The sequence below is a fragment of the Tabrizicola aquatica genome, from assembly GCF_002900975.1.
In the GTDB taxonomy this organism is placed as follows: Bacteria; Pseudomonadota; Alphaproteobacteria; order Rhodobacterales; family Rhodobacteraceae; genus Tabrizicola; species Tabrizicola aquatica.
Genome location: NZ_PJON01000005.1, coordinates 1 through 14860, shown reverse-complemented (window position 1 = coordinate 14860; position 14860 = coordinate 1). Strand labels below are relative to the sequence as shown.

The window sequence follows — 14860 nt, the reverse complement described above, 5'->3', positions numbered from 1 at the left end:
GACTTCGCCGCCCCGCGCGTCGATTATCCGCGCGTATAACAAAATGGCCCCCATGCAACCCGCCCGTCGCCTCTATCGCCGCGAAAGCGAGGAAAATCGCCGTTCGGCCCTGATCTCGGCCACGCAAGAGCTGGTGGCCGAAGGCGGGCCCGAGGCCGCGACCGTGCGCGCCATCGCCGCGCGGGCCGGGGTGACGCCGGGGCTGATCCGGCACTATTTCCAGACCAAGGACGAATTGACCCGCGCCGCCTATCGCGCGCTGATGGACGGGATGACGGCCAAGGGCGCGGACGCGCTGGACGGCGTCGGCGCCCTGCCCGAGGAACGGCTGGCAGCCTTCGTCGCCGCCTCGCTGCGGCCGCCGGTGCTGGATGCGGGGGCGGTGGTCCTTTGGGCCGGCTACATGCACAAGGTGCGCAGCGACCCCGAGCTTCTGGCGGTCCATGAGGCGGGCTATCTTGCCTATCGCGACACGCTGCAAGGCCTGATCGAGGCCCTTCCGCGCAAGGCCAAGCCCGGCCAGACCCGGTCCGAGGCCATCGCCTGCAACGCGCTGATCGATGGTCTCTGGATCGAGGGGTCGCTGCTGCGCACCACCTTCCAGCCGGACGAGGTCGTCGCCATCGGCCTCCGCTCCGTCGCTGCCATCCTGGGCGTCGAATTAACCGCCCCTCCCGTCCCGCTGCCAGACCCCGGAAAGACACTCTGATGCGCTATGCTTCCGTCACCGACCGACTTGCCGACCTTGGCGGCGCGAAATGGGCCGTCCACGCCCGCGCCCGCGCCCTGAAGGCGGCGGGAGAGCCGATCATCGAACTGACGATCGGCGAGCCGGACGTCGCCACACCCGAGCCGATGCTCGAGGCCGCGGCACAGTCGATGCGGGCGGGGCGCACCGGCTATTCCAACGGCCGGGGCGAGCCGGCGCTGGTCGCGGCACTTGCTGCCCGCTACAGCGCGCGCCGGGGGCGCGAGATCGGGCGGGATCAGATCATGTGCCTGCCGGGCACACAGACCACGCTGTACGCCATCCTGCGCACGCTGGTCGAAGCCGGGGACGAGGTGCTGCTGGGCGACCCGATGTATGCCACCTACGAGGGGCTGATTTCCCAGACCGGCGCGACGATGGTCCCGGTGCCCCTGCGCCCGGAACACGGGTTTCGCATGCAAGTCGCCGACGTGGCCGCCCGGATCACCCCGCGCACGCGCGTCCTGTTCCTGAACACGCCGCACAACCCCACTGGCGCCGTCCTGCGGGCCGAGGATATCCGCGCGCTGGGCGACTTGGCCCGCGCCCATGACCTGTGGATCCTGTCGGACGAGGTCTATGAGGATCTGGTGTTCCCGGGCGTGCCCTTCACCTCGCCCCTGGATTTCGCCGAATTGGCCGACCGGGTGGTCGTCGCCTCGTCGATCTCGAAGTCGCACGCCGCGCCGGGGTTCCGGTCCGGCTGGTGCGTCGGCCCGGCCGAGTTCTGCGCGCGGCTGCTGCCGCTTTCAGAAACCATGCTTTTTGGCAGCCAACCCTTCATCGCCGACATGACTGCGCTTGCAGTTTCCGAACCTTCGCCCGTTGCGGCCGGGATGGCCGAGCGGTTCGCACGCCGCGCAGCGCTGATCGCGCAGCAGTTGTCGGGGGTGAACGGCCTTTACGTCCACCGGCCCGAAGCCGGGATGTTCGCCCTGGTCGATGTCCGCGCGACGGGTCTTTCGGGCGAGGCGTTCGCGCTTGGCCTGCTGGACCGGCAGCAGGTCGCGGTCATGCCGGGCGAAAGCTTTGGCGCGGGCCTGTCGGGCTGGCTGCGCCTTAGCCTGACCCAGCCCGATGAGCTGGTGATCGAAGCCACCAACCGCATCGCCGCCCATGCGGCCGGCCTTCTGGGGAACGCAGCATGACCACCGTCGGCATCCGTCTCGTCGAGGGGTTGATCGCCCGCGGGATCGACACCGTTTTCGGCATCCCCGGCGTTCACACGATCGAGCTGTACCGAGGTCTCGCCGCCGCCGAGGACAAGATCCGCCACGTCACCGCCCGGCACGAACAGGGCGCGGGCTTCATGGCCGACGGCTTTGCCCGGGTGGCAGGTCGACCGGCTGCCGCTTTCGTCATCACCGGGCCGGGGCTCACGAACACGATCACCGCCATGGCGCAGGCCAAGGCGGATTCGGTGCCGATGCTTGTCGTCTCGGGCCTGGGGCGCAGCGATACGCTGGGCAAGGGGCTGGGCCGTTTGCACGAACTGCCCGACCAGGGCGCGATGATCGCGACGCTCTGCCACAGCGAAACCGTGACCGACCCGAAAAAGCTGGGCGAGGTTCTGGACCGCGCCTTTGCCGCGATGACGGCGGGGCGGCCGGGGCCGGCGCATATCCAGATTTCCACCAACATGATGGGCCAGCCCTGCCCGGCCTTGCCGCCGCCCGTGGTCTCGGGGGCGGCCGTGCCCCTGCCGCTGGGCCGGATGCGCACCATCGCGAACACGCTGAACAATGCCGACCGCATCGTCATCCTTGCAGGAGGCGGCACGCGCGGCGCGCATGACGAGTTGCGCAAGCTGGCCGAGATGCTGGACGCCCCCGTGGTCCTGACCGCGAACGCGCGCGGCGCGATGCACGGCCACCGGCTGTGCGTGCCGGCCTCGCCCAGCCTGGCCGCCGTGCGCAAGCTGATCACCGAGGCCGACCAGGTCCTGGCCGTGGGGACCGAGATCGGGCCCACCGACTATGACGTCTATGCCAAGGGCGGCGTGCCAGACCTGTCGGGGATGGTCCGCATCGACATCTGCGCCGACCAGTTGGGTCGCCACCCGGCCAAGATGCCGATCAAGGCCGATGCCGGGCCGATGCTGGCCTCTCTACTGGGGATGGTCCTGCCCGCGAACCGCGAGGGTCTGCGCCGCGCCGCCACCGCGCGTGAGGCGGCGCGCGCGGAGTTGGCGACTTTGGGCGAGCAGTTGCCCGCTCAGCTGGACATGATCGAGGCGATCCGCGACGCGATGCCGGGCGCGATCATCGTCGGCGACAGCACCCAGCCGGTCTATGCCGCGAACCTGTACTACGACCACGACCGCCCACGCGGCTGGTTCAACGCCGCCACCGGCTATGGCGCGCTGGGCTTTGCCCCCGGCGCGGCGGTGGGGGCGGCGCTGGCGGCCCCGGGCACCCCGGTCGTCTGCCTGATTGGCGATGGCGGGCTGCAGTTCAGCCCCGGAGAGTTGCGGACAGCCGTCGATGAAAAGCTGCCGATCACCTATATCGTCTGGAACAACGCCGGCTTCCGCGAGATCGCCGACACCATGCGCCAGTACAAGGTGCCGGTCCTTGGCTGCGACCCCTCGCCCCTGGACATGGAGCATTTCGCGATGGCCTGCGACATGCTGTTCGCCGCCGTGCCCCCCGACCCCGAGGTTCTGGCCGACATGCTGGCCACCCCGCATGACGGCCCGCGTTTCCTTGAGATTCAGGTGCGCTGACGCGCCAGCAAGGGCGCCAGCAGGAAGATCACTCCCACCAGACAGGCGGCCCACAGGAAGGCCGCCCGCAACCCGAAGCTGCCGGCGATCAGGCCCAAGAGCGGCGGGCCGAAGAAATAGCCCATGTATCCCAGCTGGGTCGCACGGACCACGGCGCGGGCGCGGGCCTCGGGCCGGCTAAGCTGGCCCACCAGCGAAAATGCCGTCGGTGCCAGGACCGAGGCGCCGATCCCCATGACGAAGAACCCCAGATAGGCCCCAAGCGGGCTGCCCGCCTGGCTGGCGATGGCCGCCCCGATCGCCGCCACCACCGCGCCCAGCCGCAACAGGGTGTAGGGGTTGACCCGCCCCGCCAGCCACTGGCCACCCAGCCGGGCAAAACCCATGGTCAGGGCCAGCATCGCCGGACCCAGCGCGCCTTCCTCGGGGCTGCCGCCCAGGGTCTTTTCGATATGCAGGGCCGACCAGTTCTCGGCCGCGTTCTCGGTCATGAAGGCGATCAGCACGATGCCCCCGCCCAGCACGGGAACCAGGCCAAGGGGCAGCGCGCTGCCGTCCTTGGGCTTGCGCAGCCCCTCGATCCGGCCGTCGCGCTCCACCGTCAGGAGCGCAAAGGCCAAGCCAAGAAGGCCCATCGTGCCCATCACCCAACCCGGCCCCCAGCCCGCCCCGCGCATCAGGCCGGTCAGGATCGCTCCCCCGGCATAGCCGAAGGAATAGACCGCATGGGCAAGGTTCATCAGATGCAGGCCGCGGTCGTTCTCCATCGCGGCGACGCGGGCGTTCATCAGCACGTCGGTCAGCCCCGTGGCAGCCCCGGCGCAAGCCATGGCCAGGGGGAACAGCCACAGAACCGGGGCATGGCCGGGCAGGGCAAAACCCACCGCCATCAGCGCCGTGGCCAAGGGCAGTGCCGCCCGGCCCAACGCCGCGCCGAAAGCCGGGGCCACCAGCATGGCGCTGATCGCGGCGATGGGGGTAAAGAAGATCAGCAGGCCCAGTTGCGCCTCGTCCACGCCCAGCATTGCCTTCAGGTCCGGCAGCGCCGCCGCGAAAGTGCCCCACAGCACCCCCATCGCCCCAAAGGCCGCCAGGGCGGGCCGGGCATGGGTCAGGGTGGCAAGGGGGGACATCGGCGGCTCCATCTGCGCGAAGGCGAGTGGTAGCCCGCCACCCATGCGCCTGCCACCCCCCGCGCGACCACCTGCGCCCCCGAAAGCGACACCGAAACTGGCGCCAAAGGGGCACCCGGGCGACCCGGCACTTCGCGCTTTCCTTCCCGCCGATTCCCCGCTATAGGCCCCCGGTCGCGCCGTGCACCCTTGGAGGACGGCGGACTTATATGGAGAGAACCTATGGCACGCGAGATCATCGATCTGAACGCCGAGGTACGGACGGGGACAGGCAAGGGGGCCGCCCGTCAAGCCCGTCGTGACGGCTACGTACCTGGCATCATCTACGGCGACGGGGCTGAACCCACGCCGATCAAGGTGAAATACAACTACCTTCTGACCAAGCTGCGGCAGGGCCGGTTCCTGCAGACGCTGTTCAACCTCAAGGTTGAAGGCCAGCCCGACGTTCATGTCGTGTGCCGGGGCGTCCAGCGCGACGTGGTCAAGGACCTGCCGACGCATGTCGACTTCATGCGCATCCACGATGACAGCCGGATCGAGCTGTTCATCCACGTGACCTTCATCAACCACGAAGCCTCGCCCGGCCTGAAGCGTGGCGGCACGCTGACCGTGGTGCGCCCGGAAGTGGAACTGGAAGTCACCGCCGGCGACATCCCGGACCACATCACGGTCGACCTGACCGGCAAGCTGATCGGCGACGTCATCCACATCAACGACGTGGTCCTGCCGGAAGGTGCCAAGCCGACGATCAACCGGAACTTCGTGATCGCCAACATCGCTGCGCCCTCGGGCCTGGTGTCGGAAGAGAACGCCGAAGCCTCGGCCTGATCTCGGTCATAGACCAATCGCGCGGGGGGCCTTCGGGTCCCCCGTTTGCATTTCGGGTCGGCTCGTCGATGCAGTGCCTGCACACCGCGCAAGGGTGCGCCCTCCGCGACGAGCAGACGAAGTCGCACGAGGAGCCGCCACTCAGCCCCCCAGCAGCGCCGCCGTCATCGCCTGCAGCAGCGCCTCGGCCCGCGCCCGCACCGCCGCCCGGTCCCCATGCAGCGGACACTGAGCCGAGGCTGCGGCATGGAACACCAGCGCCATCAGCGCCTCGGCCAGCACGGCCGGCTCGGCCCGGTTCGCCACCAGCCCGCGCGGCTGCATCGCCGCCAGCCCCTGGGCCAGCCGCTCGATGGCAGCGCAGATCATCAGGTCCAACCCCAGCCCCGCGCCGGCCGGACCGCTGAACCGCGCAAGCAGGGCAACCGTGTCGGCCTCCTCGGCAAAGGCGGTGAAGATCGCCGCCAGCACCGCCTGAAGGTCCGCGCGGTCCGCCGGCACCGGCAGCGCCGCGACCCGTGCCGTCAGCTGTTCAGCCAGCAGCGTTGCCAGAAAATGATCCCGGTCGGGAAAATGGGCAAAGAACGTGCCCTTGGCCGTCCCCGCCCGTAGCACCACCTCGTCGGTGCGCAGCCCTGAAGCCCCGCCCTCGGCCCAAAGCTCCCGCCCTGCCGCCAAAAGCCGGTCGCGCGTCGCCAGCGTCCGCGCCTGCACCTTCCGCGTCACGCCGCCCTCCCGGCAAAAATATTGACCACAGTCATTTTATTATTGACCACGGTCAGTTTATCGCCATTATTGACCACAGTCAAATTTTGGAGCCCCCATGTCCCGCCGCATCCTGATTGCCGATCTGCACCCCGGCAGACAATCACTCAGCGCCGCGCTTGCGCAAGCCTATCGCGACGGTGCCCAGGCGGTGGGCCACCAGACCCGCGTCTCCACCCTGTCCGACATGGCCTTCGACCCCGACTTCGGCCAGTCCAGCTTTCGCAACGCCCCGCCGCTGGAGCCGGACCTGCAAGCCTTCCGCGACGACCTGACCTGGGCCGAGCATATCGTCCTGATCTGCCCGATGTGGTGGGGCGGGCTGCCGGCCAAGACCAAGGGCCTGTTCGACCGCACCCTTCTGCCCGGCTATGCCTTCGACCCGCGCCAACGCCGGATGGGCCTGCCGAAAACCCTGCTATCGGGCCGCTCCGGCCGCTTCATCCTGACCTCCGACACCCCCGGCTGGGCCTTTTCCCTGATGTACCGCAGCGCGCTGCGCCACCAGGTCCAGCGCCAGATCCTGTCCTATGTCGGGATCAAACCCACCGGCTTCACCCATTTTTCGCCGGTCGAGCATTCCACCCCCGACATCCGCGCCCGCTGGCTGGCCCGGACCGAAGCCCTGGGCACCAAGGCCGCGTAAGGTTGAGCCCGCCCGCCCCCCGGTCTATACCGGCACCGGCACAGAACGGGGGCGGACAGGTGAAACTCTTCGTGGGTCTCGGCAATCCCGGCGCGAAATATGCCGGCAACCGGCACAACATCGGCTTCATGGCCCTGGACCGCATCGCCGCCGACCACGGCTTTTCCCCCTGGCGCAAGGCCTTCCAGGGCCTGGTCAGCGAGGGCCGCCTTGGCGCGGAAAAGGTCGCGCTCCTGAAGCCCGAGACCTTCATGAACCTTTCCGGCCAGTCGGTGCAGGCGGCCGTCGCCTTCTGGAAACTGCCGCTGGCCGACCTGACCGTCTTTCACGACGAGCTTGACCTTGCCCCCGGCAAACTGCGCCTGAAACAGGGCGGCGGCCATGCCGGCCACAACGGGTTGCGCTCGATCCATGCGCATCTTGGCGACGATTATGCCCGCGTCCGGCTGGGGATCGGCCATCCCGGCCACAAGGATGCCGTCGCGGCCTATGTGCTGCACGACTTCGCCAAGGCGGATGGTGAGTGGCTGGAGGACCTTCTCCGCGGCATCTCGGACGGGGCCGAGGCGCTGGCGGCGGGCGATGGGCAAAAGTTCATGAACGCGGTCGCGTTGCGCACGGCCCCGCCCCGCTCCTCGACGACCAGGGAAAAGCCCCAGGCCGCCCCCGCGCCACAACCGCCGCAGGATGACAGCCGCAGCCCGATGCAAAGGCTTCTGGACAAGTTCCGGTGACGCCGATCCGGCAGGCCTTTCGCGACCAGGCCGATGCCTGCGCCGCCCTTGGCTCGCCGCTGATGCAGCGCCTGCTGACCGGCCTGGCGCAGCACCTTCTACCCGGCGACCCGGTCAGCGACCGCATCCTGTCCTGGCCCGGCGACCCGTCCTCCCGCGCCGACTCGGTCCCGCTGCGTCTGGCCAGCGGGCTGCATGCGCTGGTCCTGACCGGCCAGGCGCCCGATCTGGCCGCCGCCTACCAGACCGACGCCGATCCCACCGGCATCGCCCTCGCTACAATCCGCCAGCACCCGCGCTTGCTGCTCGACTGGCTCGCCTCCCCGCCCCAGACGAACGAGGTGCGCCGCTCGGCCCCGCTGATCGCCGCCGCGCACTGGCTGACCGCGCGCTTCGGCCTGCCCCTTGACCTTAGCGAGCTTGGCGCGAGTGCCGGTCTGAACCTCCTCTGGGACCAGTATGCGCTGACGGTCCAGGGCCAATCCTTCGGCCCGCCGGACCCAGCCTTGACGCTTCGCCCCGATTGGACCGGCCCCCTGCCGCCCCGCGCCGCGCCCATTGTCCTTGACCGCAGGGGCGTGGACCTGAACCCCCTCGACCCCGTCACCGACCGGCTGCGCCTCTTGGCCTATATCTGGGCCGACCAGCCCGACCGCCTTGCCCGCACCCGCGCCGCACTCGACCTCGCCGCCAGGATACGTCCCCAGATCGACCGGGCGGACGCTGGCGACTGGCTGGCGACCCGCCTTGCCACACCGACACCCAGCGCCTTGCACCTGGTCTTCCACACCGTCGCCTGGCAATACTTCCCGCCCGCCACCCAAGCCCGCGCCCTGGCCGCGATGGAAACGGCCAGCCGCCAAAACCCCGTCGCCCGCCTGGCGATGGAGGCCGACGACCATTCCCCCGGCGCAGCCCTCACCCTCACGCTCTGGCCAAAGGGCGAAACCATCCGCCTCGGCCGCGCCGATTTCCATGGCCGCTGGGTCGACTGGCAAGCGCCACCCCCCTGACCCTTTCACATTTGCCCAAATATCCTCCGGGGGTCTGGGGGTGGAAAACCCCCAGCGACCGAGCCGTTGCGCGCCCTTCGCGCGCACAAGGCGAGACAAAAGGCTTGCGCCGCAAGGCGCTCAATCTGAAAACCGCCGCTACCCGCGCGGCACCAGCCCGGCCAGGGCGCGCGACACCAGCGAGGACACCGCCGGCCGCTCCAGCGCGACAAAGGGCATCGGCCGGCACAACTCCATCGCCGCCACCCCCACCCTCGCGGTCAGCGCCCCATTGACCACCCCCTCGCCGAACCGGCGTGACAGCTTCGACAGCACCCCGCCCCCCGCGACCGAGCCGATCATGTCATCCGTCAGCGCCAGCGCCCCCGCCGCAAGCAGCGAGCCAAACACCCGCCGCAACAGCTTCAGGCTGCCGAAACTGCCCGACCGCCCGCCATAGATCTCGGCGATCCGCCGGATCATCCGCAGGTTCGCCACGGCCGCCGTCGCCACATCGGCCAAGGCCAGCGGCACCAGCGCCGTCACGGTCGCCACCTGCCGCGCCGCGCCCTCGATCACCAGCCGCGCCTCGGCGTCCAGGGTCGCCAGCAACTCCCTCTCGGCCAGCGCCAGCAGGGCATCGGCGTCCATCACCTCGCCCTCCCGCTCGGCCAGCCGTGCCCGGCCCCAGGCGGTATCCGCCCGCGCGCCATACAGACCCACCAGCCCCGCAACCACGCGCCGGGCGGATTTCAGGTCCGCCGCCGCTCTCGCGTCCACCGCCCGCGAGCGCAGGCCGTCCAGCCGGCCCAGCCGCAGGAAGGCCGCCCATTCGCGCAAGGCCAGGATCACGCCTGCCGTGACGGCCACCACCACCAGCGCAAAGGCCGCCCAGCCCAGCACCACGTTCCGCGCCAGAAGGCCCACGACGAAATCATAGGCCGCGACCGACAGCGCAAAGGTGAACAGCGCGCCAAAGGCCCAGACCGCGAACCGCGTCAGGGCCGACCCACGCTTCTGAGACAGGGCCACCACGGCCTGCATCGCCTGCCCCTCGGGCAGCGCATCCGGCACCGGCGGGGCCAGCGAGGGATCGACGGCTTCGGCCATCTCCTCCAGGAAGGGCTTTGGCGGGCGGCTCACAACTGGTCTCCGATCAGGAACTCGACCGCCCGGTCCAGCCGGATATGCGGCGGGCCTTCCCCCGGTTTCAGGGTCAGCCGCGCCGGGGCAAAGGTCATCAGACTGTAGTCCGCGTCCAGCCAGGCCTCCGCCCCCTCCCGCGCCGGCGACAACAGCCGGGACGGGTCCGACGGCAGCGCGCCGGGATACATCAGCGCGGGCTTGCCGGTGGACTGCAGCACCCCCCGCACCGCCGGAACCTCCACCCCATCCCGCGTAACCACCTCTTCCACCGTCGCGCGCAAGCTGGCCAGCGACATCGCCTCGGTCCGCGCGCCCGAGAAATCCGCCCGCTGCTTCGCCTCGGCCAGCAGCGACGTGGTGATCGCCGTCAAAGCCGGGTGCTGTTCATGGTGCAGATGGTCCGCCTTGGTGGCGGCGAACAGGATCCGCTCCACCCGGTGCGCGCCAAAGATCGACGCCAGCCACGAGTTCCGCCCCGGCCGGAAGCTGGACAGGACCTCGGCCATCACCCGCCGCAGATCCTCGACCGCGCGCGGCCCCTGGTGGATCGCGCCCAGCACATCAGCCAGCACCACCTGCCGGTCGATCCTGGCGAAATGGTCGCGAAAGAACGGCCGGACAACGCGCGACTTGTAGGCCTCGTACCGCCGTTCCATCTCGCGCCACAGGCTGCTGCGGCCGGTGCTGGCGGGCTTTGGCAAGGGGGCAAAGGTCAGGACCGGAGAGCCGGCAAGGTCGCCGGGCAACAGGAACCGGCCGGGGGTCACGTCGACCCGGCCCAGGTCGCGGGCGGCCGTCAGATAGGCGGTGAAGCTTTCGGCCAGCTCGCGGGCCTTGCCCTCGTCCAGCCGCAGCGCGCCGTCCTCGGCCCTCGCGAACGCCAGATAGGCGGCGGCCTCGGGGCGCTTTTCCAGCCGGGCAAGGGTGGCCTCGGACCAGGCCTCATAGCTTTGGTCAAGCAGGGAAAGGTCCAGCAGCCACTCGCCAGGGTAATCGACGATGTCGAGGTGCAGCGTCCGGGGACCGCGCCAGGACGACAGGAACCCGGCCGGCTGGACGCGGAAGGACAGGCGAAGCTCGCTGATCGCGCGGGTCGAGGCGGGCCAGCGCGGGCTGTCGCCGGTCAGCGCGGCCAGGTGCGCCTCATAATCGAAGCGGGGCAACGTGACGTCGGGCTGCGGCTGCAGGTAGACCGCCTGGATGCGCCCCTCGGCCTGCGCCTTCAACTGCGGCATCCGCCCCCGGTTAAGGAGGTTGGCAACCAGGGCGGTGATGAACACCGTCTTGCCCGCGCGGGACAGCCCGGTCACGCCCAGGCGAAGGGTGGTGTCGAACAGCGTCTCGGACAGGCTGGCCCCGGCGCCTTCGATCCCGCGGGTGATCCCGTCCGTCAGTCCGGAAAATGCCACGGTCCGTCCCTTTCCTGCGTGGGGCTGAAGATAAGGGCGGGCGCGCGGGAATGGAAGCGCGGGCGTAGGGTGGGCGATATCGCCCACCTTACGCCGGCCTGTCCAGGGTAGATGCAGGGCGATTGCCGAATGGGGTCAAAGACTTGGGCGCAGGGGTCGGGACAGTGGCAAGGATTGCGCGCGCCCCCGCTTCCGGGGTAGGGAAAACCTCATGCCCCGCTATGCCCTGCAGATCGAATACGACGGCGGCCCCTTCGCGGGCTGGCAGCGGCAGGCGCAGGGCCAGCCGTCCGTGCAGGGCGCCATCGAAGCGGCCCTGGCCAGGCTGGAACCCGGCCCCCATACCATCGCCGCCGCAGGGCGCACCGATGCCGGGGTCCATGCCACGGCGCAAGTGGCCCATGCCGACCTGACCAGGGATTGGGATCCGTTCCGCCTGGCTTCGGCGCTGAATGCCCACCTTCGCCCCGACCCGGTGGCGATCCTGGCCTGCGCGCGGGTGCCCGACGACCTTCACGCCCGGTTTTCGGCCACCGGGCGGCGCTATACCTTCCGCCTTGTCGCCCGCCGCGCGCCGGTCACGCATGACAAGGGCCTGGTCTGGCAGGTGCTGAACCGGCTGGACCTGGACGCGATGCGGGCCGGCGCGGCGGAACTGATCGGCAACCACGACTTCACCACCTTCCGCTCCACACTTTGCCAGGCGAAAAGCCCGGTCAAGACGCTGGACCGGATCGAGATCGGCGAACACCCCTACCCCGGCGGTGTCGAGTACCGTTTCGACCTGGCCGCGCGCAGCTTTCTGCACAACCAGGTGCGATCCATTGTCGGCACGCTGGAACGGGTCGGCGCCGGCGCCTGGACGCCACAGGATGTGCGCGCGGCGCTGGAGGCGCGGAACCGCGCCGCCTGCGGGCCGGTCAGCCCGCCGCAGGGGTTGTATCTGGTCGGCGTTAGCTATCCCGTTGACCCGTTCAGTTGAACCGGGCCGCTCGTCGATGACTGCGTCACCCCTCGCTGCGGTCCGCCCCGACGCCGCCGACGAGAAGACGAAGTCGCACGAGGAGGGTTGCCGGTCGCTCCCCGGGGGCTTGTGCGACCCGGCGGGATCGGGACAGGATGCCAGCCGGAGGACCCGATGATCGAGCTTATCCAGACCCAGCTTGCCGACCCGTTCCGCATCGGCCTGATCGTGGCCCTGGTCCTGACCATGTTCCGCACCCGGGCCGCCACGGGTACTCTCCTTCCGCTGGCGGCAGGCGTGGTCTTCGTCGCGGTGCTGCTGCCCTCGACCAACCCGCCGGCGACGGGCGGCCTGCTGCAGGCGGTACTGGCGGGCGTCCTGTCGAACCTGGTCATCCTGGCCATCGTCCTGGCCGGTGCGGTTCTGCTGCGCCGGCTGCGCGGCTAGGGTCGCGAAACCCGGCGCCGCGCAATCGGCCCCACAGTCGATACGACCCGGGCCAAGGCCAAAGCCCCGGCCCGGATCAGGGGATCAGCGCGCCACATCCTCGGCGAAGATGTCCTTCCTGTGCGTGCCGCCCGGCACGAACAGGACACCGATCACCACCGTCATCAGCGCGATGACGATCGGGTACCAAAGCCCGCCATAGACCGAGCCGGTCTGCGCCGAGATCGCGAAGGCGGTCGCAGGCATCAACCCCCCGAACCAGCCGTTGCCGATGTGATAGGGCAGCGACAGGCCGGAATAGCGGATGCGGGTCGGGAACAACTCGACCAGCATCGCCGCGATCGGGCCATAGACCATCGTCACCAGCAGGATCAGATAGGTCAGGATCAGGACGATCAGCAGTTTCTGGCCGCTGAAGATGTCGAAGAAGTTCTGCGCCACCGCCACGGTCATGTTGTCCTGGGCCATCAAGGGATAGCCCGCCGCCGCAATCGCGTCGTTCACCGCCTTGGTAAAGGCGGCCGGCCTGGCCCTTTCGGCATCCAGCGCCGCCTGGGCCGCGTCGATCGCCGCCGGGTCGGCCCCGGCTTTCGCCGTCTCCAGCGCCAGGGTCAGTTCGGCCACCGCCGCAGCCTGGGCCGCGCCGACATAGGCCGGGATCTCGGTCTGGCCTATCCGCACGCTGGCGACCGTGCCGGCCGGTGCCTCCACCGTCTCGTAGTTCACCGAGGAGCGTGACAGAAGCGCCTTGGCGATGTCGCAAGAGTTGGTGAACTTCGCCGTCCCGACCGGGTTGAACTGGAACGAGCAGTCATCCGGGTCGGCGGTCACCACGACCGGGGTCTGGTGTGCCGCGTGCAGCATCGGGTTCGCGGTCTGCGTCAGCAGCGGGAACACGTAAGGATAACTCACCGCCGCCAGAAGGCAGCCGGCCAGGATGATCGGCTTGCGGCCGATCCGGTCCGACAACGCCCCGAAGAACAGAAAGCCCGCCGTGCCCAGGATCAGCGACCAGGCCACAAAGACGTTGGCCGAGAAGGCATCCACCTTGATCACGTTCTGCATGAAGAACAGCGCATAGAACTGGCCCGAGTACCAGACCACCGCCTGACCAGCGACCAGGCCGAACAGCGCGATCAGGGCGATCTTGCCGTTCTTCCAGGTCCCGAACGCCTCGCGCAGCGGGGCTTTCGAGGCCATGCCCTCTTCCTTCATCCGCTTGAAGGCCGGGGATTCGTTCATCTGCAGCCGGATATACAGCGAGATGAGCAGCAGGAAGATCGAGCCCAGGAAGGGAATCCGCCAGCCCCAGGCGTTGAAGGCCTTCATCATCTGCGGCGTGCCGTCGGGGTTCAGCACCGCCGCTCCGGCCACGTCCAGCACCGGCTGGTCGGGGAAATTGCCGTTCACATAGCCCTGGACCGACAGGATCACGATCAGCGACAAAAGCAGGCCCAGCGTTGCCGTCGTCTGGATGAAGGCGGTGAAATAGCCCCTTCGGTCGGCCGGGGCGTGTTCGGCCACATAGACCGCCGCGCCGCCGTATTCGCCGCCAAGTGCCAGGCCCTGCAACATGCGCAGCGCGATCAGGATCACCGGCGCGGCGACGCCCCAGGCATAGTAGTTGGGCAAAAGACCGACCAGGAAGGTCGACAGACCCATGATCAGGATCGTGATCAGGAAGGTGTATTTCCGCCCGATGATATCCCCAAGCGAACCGAAGACCAGCGCGCCGAACGGGCGCACGATGAAGCCCGCGGCGAAAGCCAGAAGCGCAAAGACGTTCCGGGTCGCTTCCGGGAAGGGTGTAAAGAACTGCGCACCGATTACCGCGGCCAGCGAGCCGTACAGGTAGAAGTCATACCACTCAAAGATCGTCCCGGCCGAGGAGGCGAGAATGACTTTCTTCTCCTCCGGGGTCATGGGACGCGAACGAGCACCAACATCCGTTGCCGTTGCAGTCATGGTTACCTCCGTGAGGCCCCTCTGGCGCGGGGGCCGGTCCCGTGATGGTCTCTTGCACTTGCGTGGCGATGGGCGGACCTTTCCCCTGGCCGTTTCGGCACAGGTTCCCTCGCAGGCTGGACCCTAGGGCCCGCCAGCCTGCTTTTCCAGCCCCCAGCGCGCTGGCACGCGCCGGGAGGGATTCAGGGCGCCACGTTTTCGACGATATTTGCGAGTGCTTTTCGGATGTCGGCGATGTGTCCCATCGCGTTGATCCGTTGGAGCACGGCCTTTTCGTCGTAATACGCGATCAGCGGTGCCGTCTGGGCGTGATAGGCGGTCAGCCTTTCGCGCACCGTTTCGGCGGTGTCGTCGGCGC

The 14860-nt window shown here is 69.1% G+C and carries 14 protein-coding genes and 1 pseudogene; 9 read left to right on the top strand and 6 right to left on the bottom strand.

From position 1 onward, the window contains the following. The first annotated feature begins 52 nt into the window (after positions 1-52). The 3 genes from CXR42_RS16330 to CXR42_RS16320 are packed head-to-tail and all read left to right on the top strand — an operon-like array spanning position 53 to position 3473. Entirely contained in the window at positions 53-709 is a 657-nt protein-coding gene (locus CXR42_RS16330; protein WP_103258910.1) for a TetR/AcrR family transcriptional regulator, read from the top strand. After that, a complete protein-coding gene (locus tag CXR42_RS16325; RefSeq protein WP_103258665.1) occupies positions 709-1896 on the top strand; it encodes a pyridoxal phosphate-dependent aminotransferase in 1188 nt (395 codons plus the stop codon). The genes CXR42_RS16330 and CXR42_RS16325 overlap by 1 nt, the downstream gene beginning before the upstream one ends. Then, a complete protein-coding gene (locus CXR42_RS16320; protein WP_103258664.1) occupies positions 1893-3473 on the top strand; it encodes a 5-guanidino-2-oxopentanoate decarboxylase in 1581 nt (526 codons plus the stop codon). Before CXR42_RS16325 ends, CXR42_RS16320 begins: the two co-directional genes overlap by 4 nt. Here CXR42_RS16320 and CXR42_RS16315 read toward each other — a convergent pair. After that, positions 3461-4606, bottom strand: a complete 1146-nt coding sequence (locus CXR42_RS16315) for an MFS transporter (protein WP_103258909.1) — start codon at positions 4604-4606, stop codon at positions 3461-3463. The two genes, CXR42_RS16320 and CXR42_RS16315, sit on opposite strands and share 13 nt — an antisense overlap. Before the next feature lie 222 nt (positions 4607-4828). Here CXR42_RS16315 and CXR42_RS16310 point away from each other — a divergent pair, with 222 nt between their 5' ends. After that, a complete protein-coding gene (locus CXR42_RS16310) occupies positions 4829-5434 on the top strand; it encodes a 50S ribosomal protein L25/general stress protein Ctc (protein ID WP_103258663.1) in 606 nt (201 codons plus the stop codon). 141 nt (positions 5435-5575) lie between these two features. Here the strand turns inward: CXR42_RS16310 and CXR42_RS16305 are convergent, their stop codons facing one another. After that, positions 5576-6160, bottom strand: a complete 585-nt coding sequence (locus tag CXR42_RS16305; protein ID WP_103258662.1) for a TetR/AcrR family transcriptional regulator — start codon at positions 6158-6160, stop codon at positions 5576-5578. Positions 6161-6257: 97 nt separating this feature from the next. Here CXR42_RS16305 and CXR42_RS16300 point away from each other — a divergent pair, with 97 nt between their 5' ends. The 3 genes from CXR42_RS16300 to CXR42_RS16290 are packed head-to-tail and all read left to right on the top strand — an operon-like array spanning position 6258 to position 8592. Then, positions 6258-6845: an NAD(P)H-dependent oxidoreductase gene (locus CXR42_RS16300; protein WP_103258661.1), complete on the top strand. Its 588-nt coding sequence runs from the start codon at positions 6258-6260 to the stop codon at positions 6843-6845. A gap of 59 nt (positions 6846-6904) precedes the next feature. Then, complete coding sequence (pth, locus tag CXR42_RS16295) at positions 6905-7579, top strand: aminoacyl-tRNA hydrolase (protein WP_103258660.1); 675 nt, start codon at positions 6905-6907, stop codon at positions 7577-7579. After that, positions 7576-8592 carry a DUF2332 domain-containing protein gene (locus tag CXR42_RS16290; RefSeq protein WP_103258659.1) on the top strand — a complete coding sequence of 339 codons (1017 nt, stop codon included), beginning with the start codon at positions 7576-7578 and terminating at the stop codon, positions 8590-8592. The genes pth and CXR42_RS16290 overlap by 4 nt, the downstream gene beginning before the upstream one ends. 138 nt (positions 8593-8730) lie before the next feature. Here CXR42_RS16290 and CXR42_RS16285 read toward each other — a convergent pair whose 3' ends face one another. After that, entirely contained in the window at positions 8731-9681 is a 951-nt protein-coding gene (locus tag CXR42_RS16285) for a YcjF family protein (protein ID WP_103258658.1), read from the bottom strand. A 29-nt stretch (positions 9682-9710) separates the two neighbouring features. Continuing rightward, positions 9711-11126: a YcjX family GTP-binding protein gene (locus tag CXR42_RS16280; protein ID WP_103258657.1), complete on the bottom strand. Its 1416-nt coding sequence runs from the start codon at positions 11124-11126 to the stop codon at positions 9711-9713. 211 nt (positions 11127-11337) lie between these two features. Here CXR42_RS16280 and truA point away from each other — a divergent pair, with 211 nt between their 5' ends. Both truA and CXR42_RS16270 read left to right on the top strand, forming a co-directional pair. Beyond that, positions 11338-12108 (top strand): tRNA pseudouridine(38-40) synthase TruA, encoded by a 771-nt coding sequence (gene truA / locus CXR42_RS16275; protein ID WP_103258656.1) that lies wholly within the window; start codon positions 11338-11340, stop codon positions 12106-12108. A gap of 156 nt (positions 12109-12264) precedes the next feature. Next, on the top strand, positions 12265-12537 hold the full coding sequence (locus CXR42_RS16270; protein ID WP_103258655.1) for a hypothetical protein: 273 nt from the start codon (positions 12265-12267) through the stop codon (positions 12535-12537). A gap of 84 nt (positions 12538-12621) precedes the next feature. Here the strand turns inward: CXR42_RS16270 and CXR42_RS16265 are convergent, their stop codons facing one another. Together CXR42_RS16265 and CXR42_RS19810 are read right to left on the bottom strand one after the other, a co-directional pair. Next, complete coding sequence (locus CXR42_RS16265) at positions 12622-14502, bottom strand: MFS transporter (RefSeq protein WP_219727961.1); 1881 nt, start codon at positions 14500-14502, stop codon at positions 12622-12624. 182 nt (positions 14503-14684) lie between these two features. After that, a pseudogene (locus CXR42_RS19810) lies at positions 14685-14860 on the bottom strand (adenylate kinase); the annotation flags it as partial.

Excerpts from the sequence above, each read along its gene's own strand:
- CXR42_RS16330 (WP_103258910.1), top strand. The coding sequence starts at position 53 with ATGCAACCCGCCCGTCGCCTCTATCGCCGCGAAAGCGAGGAAAATCGC.
- CXR42_RS16325 (WP_103258665.1), top strand. The coding sequence starts at position 709 with ATGCGCTATGCTTCCGTCACCGACCGACTTGCCGACCTTGGCGGCGCG.
- CXR42_RS16320 (WP_103258664.1), top strand. The coding sequence starts at position 1,893 with ATGACCACCGTCGGCATCCGTCTCGTCGAGGGGTTGATCGCCCGCGGG.
- CXR42_RS16315 (WP_103258909.1), bottom strand. The coding sequence starts at position 4,606 with ATGTCCCCCCTTGCCACCCTGACCCATGCCCGGCCCGCCCTGGCGGCC.
- CXR42_RS16310 (WP_103258663.1), top strand. The coding sequence starts at position 4,829 with ATGGCACGCGAGATCATCGATCTGAACGCCGAGGTACGGACGGGGACA.
- CXR42_RS16300 (WP_103258661.1), top strand. The coding sequence starts at position 6,258 with ATGTCCCGCCGCATCCTGATTGCCGATCTGCACCCCGGCAGACAATCA.
- CXR42_RS16285 (WP_103258658.1), bottom strand. The coding sequence starts at position 9,681 with ATGGCCGAAGCCGTCGATCCCTCGCTGGCCCCGCCGGTGCCGGATGCG.
- truA (WP_103258656.1), top strand. The coding sequence starts at position 11,338 with ATGCCCCGCTATGCCCTGCAGATCGAATACGACGGCGGCCCCTTCGCG.
- CXR42_RS16270 (WP_103258655.1), top strand. The coding sequence starts at position 12,265 with ATGATCGAGCTTATCCAGACCCAGCTTGCCGACCCGTTCCGCATCGGC.
- CXR42_RS16265 (WP_219727961.1), bottom strand. The coding sequence starts at position 14,502 with ATGACTGCAACGGCAACGGATGTTGGTGCTCGTTCGCGTCCCATGACC.